At 55.8% G+C, this 20,217-nt stretch carries 20 protein-coding genes and 1 other RNA gene; 5 read left to right on the top strand and 16 right to left on the bottom strand.

Annotated features, from left to right (window positions below; all coding sequences use genetic code 11):
* Nucleotide 1: 1 nt before the first annotated feature.
* From tdcC to rsmI, 5 genes are all read right to left on the bottom strand, one after another.
* A complete protein-coding gene (tdcC, locus tag C7434_RS14425; RefSeq protein ID WP_033739993.1) occupies nt 2-1,330 on the bottom strand; it encodes a threonine/serine transporter TdcC in 1,329 nt (442 codons plus the stop codon).
* 10 nt (nt 1,331-1,340) lie between these two features.
* Nucleotides 1,341-1,487 carry a hypothetical protein gene (locus C7434_RS21980; RefSeq protein WP_155489632.1) on the bottom strand — a complete coding sequence of 49 codons (147 nt, stop codon included), beginning with the start codon at nt 1,485-1,487 and terminating at the stop codon, nt 1,341-1,343.
* A 431-nt stretch (nt 1,488-1,918) separates the two neighbouring features.
* Nucleotides 1,919-3,529 (bottom strand): glucan biosynthesis protein D, encoded by a 1,611-nt coding sequence (locus C7434_RS14420; RefSeq protein ID WP_033739994.1) that lies wholly within the window; start codon nt 3,527-3,529, stop codon nt 1,919-1,921.
* 460 nt (nt 3,530-3,989) lie between these two features.
* An RNA gene (rnpB, locus tag C7434_RS14415) (RNase P RNA component class A) lies at nt 3,990-4,365 on the bottom strand.
* Between the two features lie 54 nt (nt 4,366-4,419).
* Nucleotides 4,420-5,280 carry a 16S rRNA (cytidine(1402)-2'-O)-methyltransferase gene (gene rsmI, locus C7434_RS14410; protein ID WP_006118319.1) on the bottom strand — a complete coding sequence of 287 codons (861 nt, stop codon included), beginning with the start codon at nt 5,278-5,280 and terminating at the stop codon, nt 4,420-4,422.
* A 62-nt stretch (nt 5,281-5,342) separates the two neighbouring features.
* Here rsmI and C7434_RS14405 point away from each other — a divergent pair, with 62 nt between their 5' ends.
* From C7434_RS14405 to dolP, 4 genes are read left to right on the top strand one after another with little or no spacing between them, the layout of a single operon-like run.
* Complete coding sequence (locus C7434_RS14405) at nt 5,343-7,382, top strand: penicillin-binding protein activator (RefSeq protein WP_133745569.1); 2,040 nt, start codon at nt 5,343-5,345, stop codon at nt 7,380-7,382.
* Nucleotides 7,340-7,735, top strand: coding sequence for a YraN family protein (locus C7434_RS14400; RefSeq protein WP_006118321.1), 396 nt, complete (start codon nt 7,340-7,342; stop codon nt 7,733-7,735). Before C7434_RS14405 ends, C7434_RS14400 begins: the two co-directional genes overlap by 43 nt.
* Before the next feature lie 14 nt (nt 7,736-7,749).
* Entirely contained in the window at nt 7,750-8,337 is a 588-nt protein-coding gene (diaA, locus tag C7434_RS14395; protein WP_006118322.1) for a DnaA initiator-associating protein DiaA, read from the top strand.
* 14 nt (nt 8,338-8,351) lie between these two features.
* Complete coding sequence (gene dolP, locus C7434_RS14390) at nt 8,352-8,924, top strand: division/outer membrane stress-associated lipid-binding lipoprotein (RefSeq protein WP_006118323.1); 573 nt, start codon at nt 8,352-8,354, stop codon at nt 8,922-8,924.
* A gap of 203 nt (nt 8,925-9,127) precedes the next feature.
* Here the strand turns inward: dolP and C7434_RS14385 are convergent, their stop codons facing one another.
* Nucleotides 9,128-9,832: a pirin family protein gene (locus C7434_RS14385; protein ID WP_033739997.1), complete on the bottom strand. Its 705-nt coding sequence runs from the start codon at nt 9,830-9,832 to the stop codon at nt 9,128-9,130.
* Nucleotides 9,833-9,961: 129 nt separating this feature from the next.
* Here C7434_RS14385 and C7434_RS14380 point away from each other — a divergent pair, with 129 nt between their 5' ends.
* A complete protein-coding gene (locus C7434_RS14380; RefSeq protein WP_033739998.1) occupies nt 9,962-10,861 on the top strand; it encodes a LysR family transcriptional regulator in 900 nt (299 codons plus the stop codon).
* 38 nt (nt 10,862-10,899) lie between these two features.
* On the opposite strand, the gene C7434_RS14375 is transcribed toward C7434_RS14380, so the two are convergent.
* From C7434_RS14375 to C7434_RS14330, 10 genes are all read right to left on the bottom strand, one after another.
* Entirely contained in the window at nt 10,900-12,813 is a 1,914-nt protein-coding gene (locus C7434_RS14375; protein WP_033739999.1) for a PRD domain-containing protein, read from the bottom strand.
* 118 nt (nt 12,814-12,931) lie between these two features.
* A complete protein-coding gene (locus tag C7434_RS14370; protein ID WP_033740000.1) occupies nt 12,932-13,672 on the bottom strand; it encodes a KDGP aldolase family protein in 741 nt (246 codons plus the stop codon).
* Nucleotides 13,672-14,787, bottom strand: a complete 1,116-nt coding sequence (locus C7434_RS14365; protein WP_033740001.1) for a DgaE family pyridoxal phosphate-dependent ammonia lyase — start codon at nt 14,785-14,787, stop codon at nt 13,672-13,674. Before C7434_RS14365 ends, C7434_RS14370 begins: the two co-directional genes overlap by 1 nt.
* Entirely contained in the window at nt 14,771-15,904 is a 1,134-nt protein-coding gene (locus tag C7434_RS14360; RefSeq protein WP_033740003.1) for an amidohydrolase/deacetylase family metallohydrolase, read from the bottom strand. Before C7434_RS14360 ends, C7434_RS14365 begins: the two co-directional genes overlap by 17 nt.
* Nucleotides 15,905-15,957: 53 nt before the next feature.
* On the bottom strand, nt 15,958-16,602 hold the full coding sequence (locus C7434_RS14355) for a DUF4310 family protein (RefSeq protein ID WP_033740004.1): 645 nt from the start codon (nt 16,600-16,602) through the stop codon (nt 15,958-15,960).
* Nucleotides 16,603-16,615: 13 nt separating this feature from the next.
* On the bottom strand, nt 16,616-17,392 hold the full coding sequence (locus C7434_RS14350) for a DUF4311 domain-containing protein (RefSeq protein WP_006118328.1): 777 nt from the start codon (nt 17,390-17,392) through the stop codon (nt 16,616-16,618).
* 33 nt (nt 17,393-17,425) lie between these two features.
* Complete coding sequence (locus tag C7434_RS14345) at nt 17,426-17,722, bottom strand: DUF4312 family protein (protein ID WP_033740005.1); 297 nt, start codon at nt 17,720-17,722, stop codon at nt 17,426-17,428.
* Between the two features lie 3 nt (nt 17,723-17,725).
* Nucleotides 17,726-18,082 (bottom strand): SFCGS family glycine-rich protein, encoded by a 357-nt coding sequence (locus C7434_RS14340; protein WP_006118330.1) that lies wholly within the window; start codon nt 18,080-18,082, stop codon nt 17,726-17,728.
* A gap of 28 nt (nt 18,083-18,110) precedes the next feature.
* On the bottom strand, nt 18,111-18,455 hold the full coding sequence (locus C7434_RS14335) for a glycine dehydrogenase (protein ID WP_044241509.1): 345 nt from the start codon (nt 18,453-18,455) through the stop codon (nt 18,111-18,113).
* 297 nt (nt 18,456-18,752) lie between these two features.
* Entirely contained in the window at nt 18,753-20,192 is a 1,440-nt protein-coding gene (locus C7434_RS14330) for an MFS transporter (RefSeq protein WP_133745568.1), read from the bottom strand.
* Between the last annotated feature and the right edge of the window lie 25 nt (nt 20,193-20,217).

The raw sequence follows: 20,217 nt of genomic DNA, 5'->3' as shown, positions 1-20,217 counted from the left end.
GTCAGAAAAACTTATACGCAATATTCAAAATCGTCAGCACGCCAATCGCGCTCACGAAAACGTTGTCAGCACGGCCTTTATATTTCGCCAGCGCCGGAACCCTGCGGATAGTAAACATCGGTAACAGGCACAGCAGCGAGGCGATAATGGGCGCACCCATCGCCTCGATCAGGTCAAGAATATTGGGATTGAGATACGCCACCAGCCAGGTGGACCCCATAATAAAGACCATACTTACGGTGTTCAGCTTACGATGGGACACGGCGTCTTTATCACCGTGGTAGCGGAACTTGATGATTAACCCATTCAGCCCTTCCAGCGTGCCCAGATAGTGGCCAAAGAAGGATTTAAAAATCGCGACCAGGGCGATGACCGACGCGCTGTATTCCAGCACCGTGGAAAAGGTAGACTTTTCACCCGCCATACTGGAGAAGTGATTCGCCAGATAAGACAGCACAGGAATATTTTGTGCCCTGGCATCCGCCATGTCCTGCGGCGACAAGGTAAACAGACAGCTAAAGGCAAAGAACATGACCACTGCCACCATCAGGATGCTGGCGCGGGAGATAATCTGACTGCACTTGTTTTCTGTGTAGGTCCGGCCCATTTCCGGCTCGTACTCCTCCCGTTTCGACACCACGAAAGAAGACACAATGGGCGAGAAGTTAAACGAGAACACCATGATAGAAATGCCAAGCCATACCGTGACGAGAATGCCATCATGCCCGGTAAAGGCCAGATCGTTCAGGTGAACCTGATCGATAACGGCGCGATTCCAGTACGGGATGAGCGACAGTGAAATCAGCACCAGACTGGCAATAAACGGAAACACCAGCCAGCTCATCACTTTGACCATCAAATCTTTACCAAACCCAATCACAAACGCCATCAGCAGCAGCAGACACAGCGCGACGACGCCACGATTAAGTGCGGGCAACAGTAGCTGATATTGCCAGAACGCCATAAACGTGTTGGTGATGGTGACGCCATAAATCCATAACAGCGGGCAAATGGCAAAAAAGTAGAGGAAGGTGATGACCACGCCGCCGGTTTTACCGAAGTGTTCTTCTACGGTGTCGGTAATATTGCCCGATACGTTACTGCCGGACAGGCACAGGCGAGCCAGTGCCCTGTGGCAGAAAAAGGTGATCGGATACGCCAACACTAACATAATCAGAATGGGGATCAGGCCGCCATAGCCCGCTCTGATAGGAAAGAAAAGGACCCCTGCCCCAATGGCGGTACCAAAAAGTCCCAGTGTCCATGTGGTATCGGACTGACGCCAGATCGACGCTTTTTCCCGGTTGAGAATATTTTCAGAATTACTCATAACTTATCCTTTATGCGTCAGCGAGACCCGAAACCCGGGACAAATCAATATTGCCGCCAGAGAGCGTGTAAACGGTTTTCCGCCCCTGAATGTCATGGTCCACGTTGCCGCTGAGCGGCGAAGCGCAGGCTAACGCACTGACGCTTTCCGTAACCATCTGGTTTCGCTGAGTCTGTTCAATCAAACACTTACGAATTTCGCCTTCACTTACTCACCCCTTCTGATCGACCTGTTCGTTCATAACCGCGAAGGTGAGTTCACCCGAACAGGCGACATCGCGGCCATCCGCAAGGGTACCCGAGTACAACAATGGGGCGTCATGGTACCAGCAAAAATGGAGGCTGCCATACCGTCAGGATCAACAGATTGCGCACCGTTGACGGTAAACGCTGGATTCCTTGATCTCAGGGCAGCCACCCTACCGGCCCTCCGTCCATGGCGAAACCGACACCGAAAAGTTCGTCAGGCATCGCCAGACCGATGGCGCCCTGCCCGGCAATACTGGGCATTTTCTTGCCAGCAGGGATAAAAACAGGGGATGAGTGCGCGAAAAAAACGCCCACTGGGTGAGTGGGCGTGATGAGGACATTACTTCTTGTCGCAGGCGACCGGCCAGGGCTTCGCGGGGGAGTTAAACGGATGGTACTGATAACACCAGGTTTCAGATACCACGTTTTCCTGCGCTTTCAGATAAAGCTTCAGCTCCACCGGGTCACCGTCCCCCGCCACCAAATCAAACTGCGCCAGCCAGTTGCCGGAGTCATCAGGCAGCTTAGAGACCAGCACGTTCTCAAACGTCCCGCGCGAGGCCGACAGCACGGCTTCCGGCGCAACGCCTGACGGCAGGTGATTCAGGTTGCCACCGTGGAATTCAACGGTGAATTTACGACTGTCATGCGGACGGTCAGATCCCGGCACGCCGCCACGTCCCAGTCGGGTCGCACCACAGCGCGCCAACGTTGAGGGATAAGGTTCATCGGACAGCCAGTGCAGCCGGTAATGGAAATGATGTTCATCACCCGCTTTGGCTGGCGCATCCGGCACCCACATGGCGACGATATTGTCGTAAATTTCGTCATCGGTCGGTATTTCCACCAGTTGTACCGATCCTTTGCCCCATTTCCCTAGCGGTTCGACCCACAGGTCCGGGCGACGCTCGTAGTGCGCAGCATCCAGGTAGCTGTCGAAATTCCTGTCTTTCTGCAGTAATCCAAAGCCTCGCGGATTCTCGTCGTGGAAGCTTGAGGTGACCACACGCAACGGATTGTTCAGCGGTCGCCAGAGATGTTCACCGCTGCCGGTCCACATTGCCAGACCATCGGAGTCATGCACTTCGGGACGCCAGTCTGTCGCAGCCCCCTTGACCGTTTTTGAGAACCAGTACATGGACGTCAGAGGCGCGATGCCGAAACGCTGAATATCCTTACGCAGGAAAAGCGTGCATTCCACGTCCTGCACCACGCCTTTGCCACGATGCAGGATAAACTTGTAGGCACCCGTTATGCTCGGCCCGTTGAGCAGGGCATAGACCGTGAGGTTTTTGCTGTCATCTTTCGGCGCTTCGAACCAGAAATCCGTGAAATCAGGAAACTCTTCATCCACACCGGGCTGGACGGTATTCAGGGCAATACCGCGAGCGGACAAACCAAACTGCCCTAATTCACCAATAGCGCGGAAATAGGACGCCCCCATAAAGGAAATCCAGTCATTTTGGGGATTGGTTTTTAACGCGTCCTGGCTTGCCAGCACTCTGAAACCCGAAAATACGTTTCCTTCCAGCGCCGGCAACCTGACGCTTTTATCCGTCGTGGTGAAGTAATCAATATTTTGAATGATTTCGCGCGCGGCGTTATTTTCCACTACGTGCATTTTCACCGGCATGCGGTGCAGGCCGTTAACCATGAAAAAGGTGACAGGAAAACGCCCGGCATTTTTGAACAGGGCATATTCCGGTTTGTACACGGTCTTCATGTAGGCGTCATAGGTGATGTTGGACAACAATGACGGATCGAATTCGGTGGGTTTTTCGTAAGGTTTGGCTGCCAGCGCTTTAGCCCGGGCAATCAATGTCTGAAAATTAAATGTTTCGCTGTTACCCAGTTTGAGCACACCTGCTGCCATCGCGCCGGGAGAAATGCCTAAAGCAGATAAGGCAGCAAACGCCCCGGAATACGTTAATAAATCCCTTCTTGTAACCATGATCCACCTGTTTTTTTAATCTTCATTCAATGAATGCGTGCCCAATGGGGCAAAACGTAAAATCAGTGACGTCTGGCGAGCTGCCTTCAACTATAGACGAGAGAAACCGTTGCCTCCCAAACAGATGGCAAGCCATCATGTAACACATCGGATGAGCGTATAGGGCATTGGCGAGAAATTGCATGGGATTTGCCTGAGAAACACGCCCTCTGGCAACCGGCCGCTTATCTTCCCCGATCAAAGGGTATAATGGCCTTCTTTCGCCCGGACGCCCGCACAGAACCGCCCTGCCGCATTTTTTTACCACGGCATCGTGAAACCATCCTGTATGACTCGCGCCGAACAGTGGCTCCCGTGGCAACGTCGTGCGCGTCTTTCCCCTGTGCCTGATGGAGACAGCAAAGCCTGCATAGCTGCGCCATAAAGCAAAAACCCCGCTTGCGCGGGGTTTGCATGAATAAGTCGAAACTGACCGATAAGCCGGGTTCTGTCGTGGACAGTCATTCATCTAGGCCAGTAATCGCTTACTGGCTCAAGCAGCCTACCCGGGTTCAGTACGGGCCGTACCATGTGAACCCCTATTTGGCCTTGCTCCGGGTGGAGTTTACCGTGCCACGGACTGTTACCAGCCGCGCGGTGCGCTCTTACCGCACCCTTTCACCCTTACCTGATCCCATTGCTGGGCCATCGGCGGTTTGCTCTCTGTTGCACTGGTCGTGGGTTTCCCCCCCAGGCGTTACCTGGCACCCTGCCCTATGGAGCCCGGACTTTCCTCCCCTTTGCCCGTCTCCCTCAGAGAGGGACGACGACAAAGCGGCGACTGTCTGGTCAGCTTCGGCGCGCATTATAGAGCGTTTAGCCGGCGCTGTCACGCAGGCAAAACAGGATGCTTACGCCTGCTGATCCAGCGCATATTTATAGAGGGCGTTCTTTTTCACCCCATGAATCTCCGCTGTCAGGGCGGCCGCTTTCTTTAGAGGCAATTCCTGCTGTAACAGGGCCAGTGTGCGCAAGGCCTCCGCTGGCAAAGCCTCTTCATCAGGCTGGTGGCCTTCCACAATCAGCACCATCTCACCTTTGCGGCGATTTTCATCCTCTTTGACCCAGGCCAGCAGTTCCGCCACGGGCGCACCATTGAGATTTTCCCAGGTTTTAGTCAGCTCACGCGCCAGCACGACATAACGATCGGCACCCAGCTCGGTCACCATGTCCTGCAGGCTGTCTAACAGACGGTGAGTCGACTCATAAAAAATTAAGGTGCGTGGCTCGTCGGCAAGGGCCCGCAGCGCATCACAGCGTGCCTTGGTTTTGGCTGGCAGAAACCCTTCGTAACAGAAACGATCAGACGGCAATCCCGCTGCGCTTAATGCTGTAATCGCTGCACAGGCACCCGGTAAAGGAACGATGCGAATACCGGCCTCCCGGCAGCGGCGAACCAGGTGGTAACCGGGATCGTTGATCAACGGCGTGCCAGCATCAGAAACCAGAGCTATGCTTTCTCCCTGTTGCAGCCTGGCGAGCAGGATGTCTGCTTTCTGCTGTTCGTTGTGGTCATGAAGTGCGAAGAGTCGCGCATTGATGGCGAAATGTTGTAGCAACAGTCCGGTATGACGTGTATCTTCCGCTGCGACCAGATCGACGCTGGAAAGTACCGCTAGCGCCCGCTGGGTAATGTCAGCCAAATTACCTATTGGGGTTGGCACGATGTAAAGCGTGCTGGCGGAAATGTCTGCCCGATCGAGTTGTTTCATTGTTTCATCCGAATTGCCGATTTAATATTGAGCATCTTGAAAAAAACATCACTGGATACAGTATGCTTCCTTCAAAAATCGTTCGTCATAAAGCAGGACGCTTTGTGCCTGTCCTTCTTGCTGGTCTGATTTTAGCCGCGTGTAGTGGCCAGGGTCCCAAAAGCCAGTCCGTAGACATTCAGGGGCCAGCCACCAATAATTCTGCTTACTATCTGCAACAGGTGCAGCAAAGCAGCGATGATAGCAAGACCGACTGGCAATTACTCGCAATCCGCGCCTTGTTAAAAGAGGGAAAATATCCTCAGGCCGACCAGGCGATTGGCGAACTGCCTAATCAACTGTCCTCAACACAGCAACAGGAATTACGCTTGCTGAAAGCCCAGTCGCTGATTGGACAGCAAAAAGTGGCTGACGCGCAGCAACTGTTGAGCCAGGTGAAAACCAGTGGACTGTCTCAGGATCAACTGGCGCGCTACTACGATTTGCAGATCGCCAGCGCACAGGGGAAAACCTCTCTGGCCCTGCTCCGTGCCTACATTGCCCAGGAACCGTTGCTGAAGGGTGACGCACGTCAGAAGAACATTGATGCAACCTGGCAGGCACTGACGCAACTGTCACAGCAAGACATGAACGCGCTGGTCATCAATGCCGATGAAAACATCCTGCAGGGCTGGCTGGATCTGCTGACCGCCTGGCACGCCAATGCGCAGGATGCCAACATGCTTAAGTCGGCCATTAAAGACTGGCAGACGCGCTATCCCGACAATCCCGCGTCCAAAACCTTGCCGACGCAGCTGAGCCAGGTGCAGAACTTCACCAAAGCGTCCACCAGCACCATCGCGCTGCTGCTGCCACTCAACGGTCAGGCTCAGATGTTTGCCAGCGCCATCCAGAAAGGCTTCAACGACGCGAAGAACGGTGTTATCCCGGCGGCACCTCAGGCAACGCCGGGCAGCGCACAGGATCCCATCGCGATGAATCAGCAGCAGCCTGCTGATGCCAACACGGTTGTCAGCCCCTCAGCCGCGCCTACGGCAACAACGCAGACGGGCACGGCGCAGCAACCTGCCACGACCGCCCAGCAGCCTCAACAGCAGCAACAGCCGTCGGCGCAACCGGCCAGTAATGCGCAGGTTAAAGTCTATGACACCAGCAGCCAGCCCATCGCCCAGGTGATGCAGCAGGCGCAACAGGATGGCGCGACACTGGTCGTCGGCCCGCTGTTGAAAAACAACGTCGAAACCGTCGCCAACAGCCAGATACCGTTGAACGTTCTGGCCCTGAATGAGCCGGAACACATCCAGAACCATCCCAATATCTGCTACTTTGCGCTGTCGCCAGAAGATGAAGCGCGCGATGCGGCTCACCATATCTGGGATCAGGGTAAGCGCCAGCCGCTGCTGTTGCTCCCGCGTAATGGCCTGGGCGATCGCGTCGCAACGGCCTTTGCGAAAGAGTGGCAGTCACTGGGCGGTGGCACCGTGCTCCAGCAGCGTTTCGGTTCGGTTTCAGAGCTTAAGCAGGGCATCAACAGCGGTGCAGGAATCAGCATGAGCGGGACGCCGGTGGTTATCCCTTCTGCGTCCCAACCGCAGAACGTGTCCGTTGCAGGGCTGACTATACCGGCCCCTCAAACCAGCGCACCGGCAGCCAGCGAGTCGGGTGCGGTAGATGCGGCCTATATCGTGTCGACGCAGGATGAACTGCAGCTGATTAAACCGATGATCAGCATGCGCACCGGCAGCCGCAGTAACGTCGCGCTCTACGCCAGTTCCCGTAGTGCTCAGGCTGGCGCAGGCCCGGATTTCCGTCTGGAAATGGAAGGCCTGCAGTACAGCGACATCCCTCTGCTGTCCGGCGCCAATCCAGGCCTGATGCAGCAGGCCGCCCGGTCGTTTAACAACGATTACTCACTGGTGCGCCTGTATGCCATGGGGATGGATGCCTGGACGCTGGCTAACCACTTCAATCAGATGCGTCAGGTGCCTGGCTTCTCTCTTGATGGCAATACCGGCAAGCTCAGCGCGACGCCTGATTGCGTGATCAACAGGAAGTTGACATGGAACCAGTATCGTCAGGGCAATATCGTACCGGCCAGCTAAACCGCCGCCGTACAGGTGCCGAATATGAACAACGCGCCCGCCGCTATCTTGAGCGGGCGGGGTTAACATGGGTCGCCAGCAATGTGTACTATCGCGCAGGTGAACTTGACCTGATAATGCGAGACAACCAATGCTGGGTGTTTGTCGAAGTGCGTTACCGCCGTAACGCACGATTCGGCGGCAGTCTGGCCAGCATTACCCGACAGAAACAACACAAGCTGCTGCGTGCTGCCTCTCTCTGGCTGGCGCAACGCGGCGGCAGTTTTGAAACAGTGAATTGCCGTTTCGACATCATCGCCATTACAGGCCCGGCGCTCGAATGGTTGCCCAATGCCTTTAATGCAGACGTTTAGAACCAGGTGGTCGTGTGCAGGAAAGAATTAAAGCGTGTTTTACTGAAAGTATCCAAACTCAAATCGCTGCGGCTGAGGCATTACCTGATGCCATCTCACGTGCAGCAATGACCATGGTGCAGTCCCTTCTCAACGGTAACAAGATACTGAGTTGCGGTAACGGCGCATCATCCGCCAACGCACAGCATTTTGCCGCCAGCATGATCAATCGTTTTGAAACCGAACGCCCCAGCCTGCCTGCGCTGGCTTTAAGTGCGGATAACGTCATGCTGACTGCGATCAGTAATGACCGCCTGCATGATGAGATTTATGCCAAGCAGGTGCGCGCCCTCGGGCAAAACGGTGATGTGCTGCTCGCCATCTCGACCCGCGGCAATACGCGTGACATCGTCAAGGCTGTCGAGGCCGCCGTCACGCGCGATATGACGATCGTTGCGCTTACCGGTTATGATGGGGGAGAATTAGCCGGATTGCTGGGACCGCAGGATGTGGAAATTCGTATTCCTTCACATCGCAGTGCTCGCATTCAGGAGATGCATATGTTAACACTCAACTGTTTGTGCGATCTGATTGATAACACCTTGTTTCCCCACCAGGAATGACGGAAGGAGCACCCATGAAAGCATTGAACGCTGTAGCCATTGTTTTAACCGCCATGCTGCTGCAAGGCTGCGTCGCGGTGGTGGCCGGTAGTGCCGCTGTCGCGACCAAAACCGCCACCGATCCCCGCTCTGTGGGCACGCAGGTTGATGATGGCACGCTGGAGTTACGCGTCAGCAATGCGCTGGCTAAAGATCAGCAAATCAAAACCGATGCCCGCGTCATTGCCACCGCCTACCAGGGTAAGGTTCTGTTGACCGGCCAGGCACCGAATCAGGAAGTCGCTAACCGCGCGAAACAGATCGCCATGGGCGTTGACGGTGCCACCGAAGTCTACAACGAGATTCGGATTGGGCCGAAAGTCAGCCTGGGTACGTCCTCCGCTGACACCTGGATCACCACGAAGATCCGCTCGCAGCTGCTGGGCAGCGATCAGGTGAAATCATCAAGCGTGAAGGTGACCACTGAAAACGGTGAGGTGTTCCTGTTGGGTCTGGTCACGCCGGAAGAAGCGAAAGCCGCTGCGGATATTGCCAGCCGGGTAAGCGGGGTGAAACACGTCACCACGGCCTTTACCATGGTGAAATAACGCGGAGGTCAGGGTGGTCTTGCCTGCCTGAATCGCGTGAATAAAAAAGCCGTCCCCTTTCAGGGACGGCTTTTCTCGTTTCTGGCGTCTGATCCCATGACCAGGCTGATGCACACCACTTCGCCCTTCGCTGTCGGCTATCCGTCTCTGCGCGGATATCCACTGTTGTGATACCGCCACAACGCCACGCCAGCAGAAGCGCGTCAGACAGGGATATCGATTACCAGCGCCCGCGTCGGTGTGAGGGCAGCCAGCCACAGTTGCTGCTCTTCCTGCAAAAACGCGCCATCACCACAGCCGAGCGTTTCCTGATGCGATGCACCTGCAGAGGCTTCAAGCGAACCATGGATCGACTGCAGATAGGCGCGCGCGCCATGCAGCGGCACCAGATGCTGCTCGCCAGCCGCCAGCTCAAGCTGGTGGATCCAGACCTGCTGACGCAGTTGCAAGCTGTTGTCGCGGCCATCCGGCGAAGCCACCAGTTGCGAACACGTTCCTGCGGTCAGGCTGATTTTCTGCATACGTGCGTTTTCCCGTTCCGGGCAGGCCGCCAGCCAGAGCTGCATGCGGGTCAGTGAGCGCTCTTTACTGGGATTCAGTTCACTGTAGCTCACGCCAGGCTGGGCAGAGAGCAGCAGTGCCTCACCTTCACCGACGGTAATGTGATTGCCTTCGCTGTCGCGGTACTCCGCTTCACCCTGCAGGACAATATTCAGCACATCCACCTGAGGATAGGTGCGTGGCTGAAACGCCGCGCCGGGGGCCAGCACTTCCTGGTTCAAAACACGTAAAGCGGCATAACCCATTAATTTGGGATCGAAATAGTGGCCAAAAGAGAAGCTATAGCGTGCCTGTAGCCAGCCATAATCAGCCTGACCACAATCGGATGCACTGCGTGTGGTTATCATTGTTTACCTCCTGCATCCGTCGGCAAGAATCGACGACGGGTATGATTCCCTTATGGTAAAAGTCTGGACGCCGGATTGTTAGCCAGTTAATCTGCCGGGCATATTCAAATTTCCTGACAGAGAACCAGGATGGCAAAAGACCGTGCGTTAACCCTTGAAGCTTTACGTGTGATGGATGCTATCGATCGCCGGGGCAGTTTTGCGGCCGCCGCCGATGAGTTAGGGCGCGTGCCCTCGGCACTCAGTTACACCATGCAGAAACTGGAAGAGGAGCTGGATGTGGTGCTGTTTGACCGCTCTGGCCATCGCACAAAGTTTACGAATGTCGGACGCATGCTGCTTGAGCGCGGTCGGGTGTTGCTGGAAGCCGCTGACAAACTCACGACCGATGCCGAAGCGCTGGCGCGCGGTTGGGAAACGCAGTTAACCATCGTGACCGAAGCCCTTGTCCCTACCGATGCGCTGTTCCCGCTGGTTACAAAGCTGGCTGACAAGGCTAACACCCAGATATCCATTATGACAGAAGTGCTGGCAGGTGCCTGGGAAAGGCTGGAACAGGGGCGGGCAGATATCGTTATCGCACCGGATATGCACTTTCGCGCTTCAACTGAGATCAATACCCGCAAACTCTACAGCATCGTCAGCGTTTATGTCGCCAGCCCTGACCATCCTATTCATAACGAACCCGAGCCGCTTTCAGAGGTCACCCGGGTAAAATATCGGGGGATTGCCGTGGCCGATACCGCACGCGAAAGGCCGGTGTTGACCGTACAGCTGCTGGATAAACAGCAACGTCTGACCGTCAGTACGATGGACGATAAGCGGCGTGCGCTTCTGGCCGGTTTAGGCGTGGCGACCATGCCCTATAACATGGTAGAGCAGGATATCGCGGAGGGGCGGTTACGGGTCGTCAGCCCGGAATATTCTCGCGAGGTGGACATCATCATGGCCTGGCGTCGTGACAGTATGGGCGAAGCGAAAGCCTGGTGCCTGCGCGAAATCCCCCGCCTGTTAGCAAAGAAACACTGATAACGGGCTGGACGCTATCCAGCCCACCTTGCCCCTACTTACAGCCGACTCAGGCAGTCCAGCGCCACGGTTTTAAAACTGCTGAAGTCAGTGCTGTCGCGCAGGCGCGTCATCGCCCGCTCACGCATAAACGTGACGAAAAGGTCATAAATTGCCATGGCTTCTTCATACTCGCTTTTACTGATTGCCAGCAGAAAAATCACGTAAGCCGTATCGTCGCCCCACGGAATACCCTGTGGAGCCAGCACGGTGTAGACGACCGTTTCCCGGGCCATGAGCCCCAGCGAGTGCGGTAGCGCAATGCCCTCGCCCAGCATAGTACTGACAATGGCTTCGCGTTCCTCCACGGATGCAAAGAAAGCCTCATCCACCACACCTTCATCCTCAAGCTGATCGCACAATAACCGGAACAGATCCGACTGGCTCATGGGCGCATCAACAATCCGAAAATGCCGGGCATCAAAAAATTTCTCCAACATATAGGGGCGGGTACGATCCACCAGCACCAGCTTACCAATCTGCTCCAGCTGGAATTCGGTCGGGAACGGCGCCACCACCACCACCGGTTTTTCTTTTTCGCTGACCCGCGCGGTAGAGATGACAAAGTCTTCTTCAATACGTTGACGCGCTTCGTATTCGCGCTGAGACAGGCACTGGGTTACCTGCAACTGGGGATAGTTTCGCAGCAGCATCGCTTCAATCATGCGCAGCGTGGAATTCCCGCTGTCGCACACCAGCAGCACCTGAGGGCGACGTTGATAGCCCACGTTGTAATGGCGCTCCAGCCCGACGCCAATATGCAGCACCAGGAAGCCAATTTCATTCTCACTGATGACGTAAGGCGAATATTTGCCCCAACTGGAAACCGCCGCCAGCGTTACGTCATAGGCCATCGGATAGTGCTGCTTGATATTACTTAACAGGGGATTGGGAATATGGATCTGATAACGCACCCGCGTGATCATGGTTTTAATATGGGTGAGCAGATCGGCACGCAACTGAGGATCGTTCTGCAGATCGTAATAGTAGTGTGTGTTAATAAAGCTGAGCAGATAGTCGACCAGCGCATCCGCGTCATCCGCATTGATCGTGCTGGGTGCGCTGTCCTGAATGCGCCGGGCAGCGATATTAACCTGTAGCCAGCTCTCCTCCGCCGGCGAAACGGGCTTGCCGATAAGCGGCAGCAGCGAATGAATCAGGGTTTGTGCCGCGTCGCGTATCGCATCGTCCATCTGTTCCGTGTCCGCGGGATCGTTAACCGGATAACCTTCGCTGATGCGCCGGACCGCCACCGCACAGTAAAACTGTAAATAGCGTTCACCTTCGTCACTGAGACGGATATGGTGCTGGGCAAAACAGCGTTGCAGGCACGGTTCCAGACTTTCCAGCAGGCCACCTTCCAGGGATTCCGGCGTGATCAGCGGGCTGTCTGGCTGCGACTGATCGATCTCGATCAACAGATCGGTTAAGCAGGTGCGGATCGCCACCTCGCTGCCAAACAGTTTCATGCCGTGGTGCGGTTTGCTTTCAATGCTGAGTTGGTAGCGTCCGAGCCATTCACGTACGTCGGCCATGTCATTCTGCAAGGTCGCGCGGCTGACAAACCATTCTTCTGCCAGCGCTTCCAGTTTCAGCGAATAGGCGGCGGTCAGGAAGCGCACCAGCAGATAGCGGATCCGCTCCTGAGAAGTACGCGGTACCCGGAGAGGCGCACGCGTTTGCTGCTGGAGAATAGTAAAACGCTGCGCGTCGGCAATTTTAAGCTGATAGCCGGCCCCGCGATTCAACACAAACTGCGCGCCGTGCTGTTCCAGTAAGGCATTCAGGGCGGTGATATCCGTGCGTACGGTACGCGTTGACACGGCAAAGCGCCGGGCCAGCTCGTCCTGAGGCAAGGTTTCGTTTTTCAAAGCGTCAAACAGTTGCGCAAGGCGCTGATTAGGAAATCTCACGTCGGTTTACCTGACTGAATGGAGAAAAGAGCAACATTAACAGAGTGCAGGAAACGCGGCTGTACGTCCAGGAAAGGGCGCGCCGGCCACAGTTTTCTGCGCCAGCGCACAACCTACGTCAGGCCAGCAAGGACTTGCTCATTGCCAGAAGCTGTTTGACGTCATCCACGCGGGTTTCACCGCTGGCCTGATCAATGATCGAACTGTAAATATGCGGGATCACCTTGCTGACGCCCGCATCCAGCGCAATTTTTACGATCTCGCTAAAATTTGCCAGATCGATCCCGCCTGTCGGCTCCAGCCAAAAATCCTGCTGTGCACAGGCCTCCGCCACGGCGCGGTATTCTTCCACCCTGTCCAGACCGCCCATGGGGAAATATTTTACCGAGCTGCCGCCCATATCGATCAGCATGGCGATGGCGGTGTCAATGGGCACGATGCCGTCGTTGCGCTGTGAGCTGAGCGGACCGGTCGAAATTTTTACTTTTCCTGGCGTCCCCGTCGGCGAGATCAAGCCGTTCACCACCGTTTGCGACTGGCCAAGCAGCGCCCGGCTGGTGCCAACGCCGGTAAAGACCTGGTTAACATGCTGAGGCTGTAGCTCAGCGGCCAGCTCGCTGACCATGCGTGACTGCCGGGGATCGCCCGCGCCCAGGCCAATCGAGAGCGCATTATTGATCAGCGCAGCATAGTCGCGCATATCCGCGATTGCGGCGTCATGACTGGCGTAATTCTTCGATAGCACACCGACCAGAACGTGCCCTTCTGCCGCCTGCCAGATAGCGCGCGCATTTTCTTTTGAGCCGGCCAGCACGTTGAGGCACAGCCGGTCTTGATAAAAATCAGGGGTAAGCGTCATTAGTGTTCTCCGGTTATCAGCGCCTGAATACGGGTAAAAATGATATGCAGCTGCTCAGCGCTGACGCTACGCACGTCGGCTTCGATAATGCCTTCATTCGCTTTGTAGCCACGGAAGTAAATGGCGATATCACCGTTTTTCAATGCCTGAACCAGATCGCCGGTTTGACGCGCAATTTTGGCTTCATCAAAGTGTATTTCGGCGCGTGCAATATCGCGTCCGGCCGCATCCCAGACGACGCGCGCAGTTACGCCGTCCAGCCCATTGAGGTTGTTAATAAAGGGCGTCATTTTTTCTACCATCTGTGCGCCAGTCACTTTCGGCTGGGTCAGATAGGACTCAATGGCCTGCGTCAGCCCCAGAATCCCCTCTTTGCCCACTTTCATGGTGCGGCCAATGCCGTTGCTCTGGCGCTTTACCCACTCAACAAGCTGGTGCTTACCGATAACCAGGCCGCTGGTTGGGCCTTCAATCGCTTTGGCGCCGCTGTAGATCACCAGATCGGCACCGGCCTGGTAGTAACACTGCAAGTCCTCTTCGGCGGCGGCATCCACAATCAGTGGCACACCATGCTTACGCGCGACTTCTGCGGCCTGTGCAACGCTCAGGTGGCTCTTTTGTACGCAGTGATGTGACTTCACGTAGAGAATGGCGGCCGTCTGATCGGTCACCGCGGCGGAAAGCTGCTGAGCCGAGCATTCATTACTGTAACCCGCTTCAACCGTCCGGCCCCCACCCAGCGCGATCATGCTGCCCACCGGCGCACCGTAGTTCACGTTATGCCCTTTTGGCACCACGATGTCGCGCGGCACGGTCAGCGGTGCACTGTGTAAATTATCCAGCAGCCAGTCATCATCTTTCACAATGACGGCGGCCACGCTCTGGGCTATCCCTGCCGAGGCGCAGGAGACCACCAGCGCATTTTCCACTTTCAGCAGGTTAGCAATATACGCGCCGGTTTTATCGACCAGATCCTTTACTTCAAAGTAGTGCGCCAGACCGTACTTAACCGTATCGATCACCTCATCCGATGGCGTTGAAACGCCCAGTATGGTCATACGACCGGAGGCGTTGATGACCTGCTTCAGGCCATATTTTTCATACAGAGAAGACATGGTATTTTTTTCCTTGTTCAGTAATCCAGCACTCGCCGGCGACAATGGCGGCAAGGGGAATCAGGTGACGATCGCCCTGTTCCGCCAGCCCTTCCGCATCTACAAAGGACACCGGCTCTTGCGCGACGGTGAACAGCGTAAAGTCGGCATCGTAGCCGGGCTCAATACGGCCTTTGTGGCGTAAACGCAGGCCGCTGGCTGCCTGGTGAGTCACACAGGCGATAATCTGTGGCAGGGTCATGCCGACATTGAAAAACTTCGACATCACATGGGCCAGGGTATAAACCGGTCCATTGAGGCGGTTACGGCAGTAAATATCCGAACTGATGGTGTCAGGCAAAATGCCCTGTGCGATGGCCGTACGCGCGACCTCGAAACTAAAGCTGGCGCTGCCGTGGCCGACATCAAGCCGTACGTCGCGTGCCAGCGCATGTTTGACGGCGGCACGCAGTTCGCCGTCGGGTGTCAGGATGCGATTGGGTTTGCCGTTATAGCAGTGAGTGATGATGTCACCCGAGGTCAGCAGTTCCGCGATCTCATTAAGGTTGGGTGGGTTGTTACCGATATGCACCATCAGCGGCAGATGGCCGTTTTCCTGCTGAATAGCTTTCGCGAGGACCAGCGGCTTAATGCCGTTTTCGCCCACTACGCTGCTGCTCATACGGGCTTTAAGCCCCACAATAAAATCGGGGTGACGTTTTACCGCGTCGGCAATGGCCTGGCGATCAATCTGCGTCATGTCCGCCAGTTCATTTTGGGTAATGATGCCAGTGCGCGCGATATTCAGCAGCGCGTAAACCTGCGTGCTCACCGCTCGGGTGCGCTGCCAGAAATCGTCAATGTCATTCGCGCCAGTGCTGCCTGCATCCACCACGCAGGTGACGCCGCTTTCCACGCCAACCCGATCGGGATGATCGTGGTAGACAGGGGATTTTTCATAGCAGTGCACATGCGAATCAATCCAGCCCGCACTGAGATAACAGCCTTCTGCCAGCGTTTTCTCGACGGTTGCGTGGCCGCTGATTTCACCTGTGGCGGCAATCTTGCCGTCACGTATCGCAATATCGATCAGGGTTTCATCCGGCAAACGCGCACGCCGCAGAATCAGATCGTACACAGGAACCTCCTTAACTGCCCCGATCGGCCTGAACCGATCGGGGGATAACAGGGTCATATCGCCACAGGAAAGATCGCGCCCAGGATCATGGCACCCAGGATCGCACCGCCCGTGATCGGTTTATTCCACAGATAGAACACCAGCGCGCCCAGCAAGGATCCGAGGCCGATAGGAATTGAGGCACTCATCGCGGCCAGAATGATCAAGGGTCCCAGGAAACGGCCTGATGCATTGCCCGCCCCCATCATGACGTCCGCACCGTACGTGCTGTTGCTCTGATTGATGGTGAACTTACGTGCCAGGATAATGACGTAACCGATTGCCACACCGAGAATCAGGCCGGTGACCAGCGAAGCCGCAAAGTTGGCGACGGGGAAAACAAAACCCGCCCCGAGCAGCAGCGCCGGCACGCCCAGACCGACACCGGTCTGGATCGCACCACCGATGTCCAGAATCCCGACCAGCGATCCTTCAATGATGCGGGCGAACAGGAAGCTGGCTCCGAAGGCAGCCACCGCCCCATAGACGCCGGTATCGATTCCGGCCCGGAGCATGGACACGAAAGCGACTTCGTTAAACGCTCCAATGCCGTACAGGTAGTACATATGTGTCCCGGCAAACACGCCGGAGGAGAGCAAACCGACAAAAATCGGGAATGACCAGTCGGCATACCAGAAACCTTTGTTTGATTCTTCCATTGCAGACGCTCCGTTATTTGCCGCTCAGGCTGTTATGAATACTGTCGAGCCAGCCAGGAATGCCGAGCTGGAAGGATTGCAGCATCTTCATATCGAAACCGCGGAAGAAGGCGCTGAGGACAAACAGGGCAACGATGGCGGTCATCATGACTTTGGTCACTTTGTGCCAGCCGCTCTCTTCAACCCCTTTGCCAATCAAAATTCCCAGCACCAGACCCGGTACCGCATTGCCCATAATCAGCTGCGCCAGACCGCCAAAAATGGTGGCCCAGAAGCCCGATTTCTTACCGGCATCGATTGCGGCCAGCCAGAAGATCACGGGCATGACCGTGTTCACCAGCAGATTCGCCGCAGGGACCAGCACTTTGACCGCCGTAACCTGCAGGGCCGCCGGAACGGCAGAGGCCGTCGAATTCAAAAACGCGACCACCACCATGCCGATGATGCCGCAGGCGATAGCCATCTTTTTTGGATCGTGCAGCGTTTGCGCGACGTTGCGGTTTTTGACCATGATGGCCGCCGCGCCCCAGTTGGGGATGATGCGGTGATCCACATCCTGGGTGAATGCACCCGCCGCAACGGAGGAAGCCCAGGCATTGAAAAAGAAACCCAACCCAAAAGAGAAGTGAGAAGCGGGATCGCCTTCACAGGAGTTGAGTTCACCCAGTGTGCGAAACGCGCCCATACCTTGTGTCGTCGGCGCGTGGAACATGCGGGCAGCGCCAGCACCCACACCGACGCCCACAAGGCCGCCGATGATTAACGACTTGAGCAAAATGATGAGAAACATCCTCTTTCCTTATTTATGTTGTTTGAGGCTGACTTACACGCGGGTGAACGCAACTTTATCGCCGTCCAGACAGGTCACGTTGATGGTGACCTCCAGATCGACACTGAAGTGCCTGCGCTCGCGTGCCAGGAAAAAGAAAAGAAATTTTTCGGTTCTGACGCGCTCCTGCGCGCGCACCACCTTTACGTCCTGGGGTTCGATGCGCAGCAAAATCTTGTTGGCGTTGCGCAGGACTTCGTGCTGCACCCGGCTGAGCGCATCAGAGAACGCTTTCGCTTTGGTATCGCCTTTGCCGCTTACGGCTACCGAGGTTGTAAAGGTCTCTTTCATTCCTTATCCACCGTGTTTTTTGTGCCAGGCCTGAACCAGACGTTCACCCAGCTCTTCTTTATCCATAAACCCGAAGCCCAGCACGGTGGCGCCTTCGTTGATGGCTGTCACACCTTCATCCACTGAGCGCATGCCGTGTTTGGCTTTGTAGCCATACTTGTTTTGTGCCGTAATCGCCCCCGCACCGCCGCTGCCACAAAAAGAAATGCCAAAGTCGGCATTCTCAGCCTTCATCACATCGCCCAACTTCATGTCAGCTGCCACGCCGGGCACGACAACAGCACGCCCGCCCGCTTTCTCAACGCCGGCCGCCACTTTCTGTCCTTTACCTAATCGATCGCCTATTACTACGGTTACCATATGTCTGTACCTCTCATGATGGTGAAAATCAGTCGTTCTTAGCCACTTCAAAGTGGACGGAGAGCAGCCAGGCTTCTTCCGGCGGTAAATTGCCAAACAGATCCACGACCTGCTGCGCCAGTGCCATTGACGCTGGCGAGATCTCATCGAACAGATCCGCCTCCACCTCCGGCAGCCCTTCACCGGTTACCGATCGCAATGCCATTGCGCGGACATGCGAAGCCAGCATTTGCAGCTGTACCGCATTCGGCTTAATGGACCGCTCGGCAAACAGCGCGCCGATCTGGGTCATTACGCGATCCGCCAGGGCCTGAATCGTTTGCTGCTCGTCTTGTGACGCGTTCATCGCTACCGCTCCATTACACGTGCTCATCGTCTGCATCCCGTTACGCATTCAGCGTGATCACAAACTAAACAGAGTCCGCGCGGCTGTGGAGAACGACTTTTTCCGTTTCGAAGTGGAAATCCTGCACCTGAGCGTGATCGGTGCCGCAAAGTGGGGAATGAACAGGGGGAGAATGGCGAGTCAGGTTATATAAAACAACAGGTTAGGCTGTCTTACCTGTGCGCAGTGATGCGCCTGCGAACACATAATGCGCGATGGCCGGTACTGTACCGCTGTCACAAAACCGACAAACAGTTACCTGCCATCACGTCTTAACAGAGAAACTTATGGCTTTTCCGCACCCGTCACCTGAACGCAGGCCTCGTTGCGCGTTGGGATAGCAGCAGGGGCAAGAGCGTGCCGTTTACGCTGGTTAATGGCCGCGACAATGCGCGCGAAACGCGCTTCATTGAGCCTGTAACCCCATCCCATAATCAGTGCCGCCGCGATGGCCAGCGTACAGGGCCAGATAAAGATCAACTGCCGCAGCCCCGCCAGCGTGGCATCCGATTGAAGGGCATTCGGCACATAGCCGATTTGTGTCAGCATCAGGCCCGGCAAAAACCCCGCCATGGCGGCAGAGATTTTACGGAAGAAGGTGTAGCCGGTATAGCAGGCGCCCTCTGCGCGGATACCGGTTTTCCATTCACCGTACTCGACGGTATCCGGCACCAGCGCCCAGTTAAGGCTGTTCACAAACGCTGTGCCGAAGAACGCCATACAGGAGAACAGGACGAACATTAGCGATGTGCTGCCCCAGAGAAAATTGCACAGATCGCCGACAGCCCAGAATACTAAACCCCCCAGATACACCTGCTTTTTACCCCAACGTTTCACCGCAGCGGGCACCAGCAGCACACCGGCCAGAATACAGCCCATGCTGAAGAAACCCATCCAGGAGAGCAGACTGACATCGTTCAGCACGTACTGGGTGTAATAAACCTGAATCGCCAGCTTGATGTTGAATGCCGCCAGGGTACACAGGTTCGCCAGGCACAGCGTCCGCAAGGGCGGATTGTGAAAGATGGCGCGAAAGGCGGTTGCAACGCCAGGTTTGTGATGGGCGGGCGTGACCTCGACATAGCGTTCTTTCACGCCGCTGTAGCAAAGCCCCATGCACAGCAATCCGCCAGTGACAAAGACGGCAGCCGCCACCTGATAACCCAGCGCACTTTTGCCCACAAACAGCGACTGGATGGGCATAAAGCCTACGGTACAAACCAGCAATCCTAACGTGGCCCCGCCCTGCCGCCAGGCGGCAAGATGAGCGCGCTCGGTGGGATTTCTGGTGATGGCAGGCACCATTGCCCCGTAGGAACAGTTCATCAGACTGTAAAACAGGCCAAACAGCATAAACAGCGCGGTGGCGACAGCCGTTTTACATGTCAGGCTGAGGTCATGCGCCACAAACTGCGCCGCCGCCACCAGCGCGACCGGCAGCGAAAAATACAGGATAAACGGCCTGAATTTTCCTTTTGTGCCAATTGTCCGCCGTGAATCCAGCACGATGCCCGTAAACATATCGGTAAGGGCCGTAAAGAATTTGGCGACGAGGAAAATCACGCCGCCATACCAGGCCGGCATCCCCAGTTCATCGGTGTAAAACTTAAGTAAGTAAAGCGTCCCGATAGCCAGCATCAGGTTGGAGCCGAAATCACCGATGCCGTAAGCAAACTTCTCACGCAGAGGCAGTTTCAGCGTTAAGGGATCAGAACCTGTGTTCATAACGGATCCTTATCACAGAGCCAAA

This window comes from Pantoea sp. PNA 14-12, assembly GCF_004364735.1.
GTDB lineage: Bacteria > Pseudomonadota > Gammaproteobacteria > Enterobacterales > Enterobacteriaceae > Pantoea > Pantoea stewartii.
Note: the sequence above shows the minus strand (reverse complement) of the source record. Positions and strands in the feature narration are given on the sequence as shown.

Bases quoted from the DNA above. Each gene is read 5' to 3' on its own strand.
- tdcC (WP_033739993.1), bottom strand. From the start codon at position 1,330: ATGAGTAATTCTGAAAATATTCTCAACCGGGAAAAAGCGTCGATCTGG.
- C7434_RS21980 (WP_155489632.1), bottom strand. From the start codon at position 1,487: ATGGTTACGGAAAGCGTCAGTGCGTTAGCCTGCGCTTCGCCGCTCAGC.
- C7434_RS14420 (WP_033739994.1), bottom strand. From the start codon at position 3,529: ATGGTTACAAGAAGGGATTTATTAACGTATTCCGGGGCGTTTGCTGCC.
- rsmI (WP_006118319.1), bottom strand. From the start codon at position 5,280: ATGAAACAACTCGATCGGGCAGACATTTCCGCCAGCACGCTTTACATC.
- C7434_RS14405 (WP_133745569.1), top strand. From the start codon at position 5,343: ATGCTTCCTTCAAAAATCGTTCGTCATAAAGCAGGACGCTTTGTGCCT.
- C7434_RS14400 (WP_006118321.1), top strand. From the start codon at position 7,340: ATGGAACCAGTATCGTCAGGGCAATATCGTACCGGCCAGCTAAACCGC.
- dolP (WP_006118323.1), top strand. From the start codon at position 8,352: ATGAAAGCATTGAACGCTGTAGCCATTGTTTTAACCGCCATGCTGCTG.
- C7434_RS14385 (WP_033739997.1), bottom strand. From the start codon at position 9,832: ATGATAACCACACGCAGTGCATCCGATTGTGGTCAGGCTGATTATGGC.
- C7434_RS14380 (WP_033739998.1), top strand. From the start codon at position 9,962: ATGGCAAAAGACCGTGCGTTAACCCTTGAAGCTTTACGTGTGATGGAT.
- C7434_RS14370 (WP_033740000.1), bottom strand. From the start codon at position 13,672: ATGACGCTTACCCCTGATTTTTATCAAGACCGGCTGTGCCTCAACGTG.
- C7434_RS14365 (WP_033740001.1), bottom strand. From the start codon at position 14,787: ATGTCTTCTCTGTATGAAAAATATGGCCTGAAGCAGGTCATCAACGCC.
- C7434_RS14355 (WP_033740004.1), bottom strand. From the start codon at position 16,602: ATGGAAGAATCAAACAAAGGTTTCTGGTATGCCGACTGGTCATTCCCG.
- C7434_RS14350 (WP_006118328.1), bottom strand. From the start codon at position 17,392: ATGTTTCTCATCATTTTGCTCAAGTCGTTAATCATCGGCGGCCTTGTG.
- C7434_RS14345 (WP_033740005.1), bottom strand. From the start codon at position 17,722: ATGAAAGAGACCTTTACAACCTCGGTAGCCGTAAGCGGCAAAGGCGAT.
- C7434_RS14340 (WP_006118330.1), bottom strand. From the start codon at position 18,082: ATGGTAACCGTAGTAATAGGCGATCGATTAGGTAAAGGACAGAAAGTG.
- C7434_RS14335 (WP_044241509.1), bottom strand. From the start codon at position 18,455: ATGAGCACGTGTAATGGAGCGGTAGCGATGAACGCGTCACAAGACGAG.
- C7434_RS14330 (WP_133745568.1), bottom strand. From the start codon at position 20,192: ATGAACACAGGTTCTGATCCCTTAACGCTGAAACTGCCTCTGCGTGAG.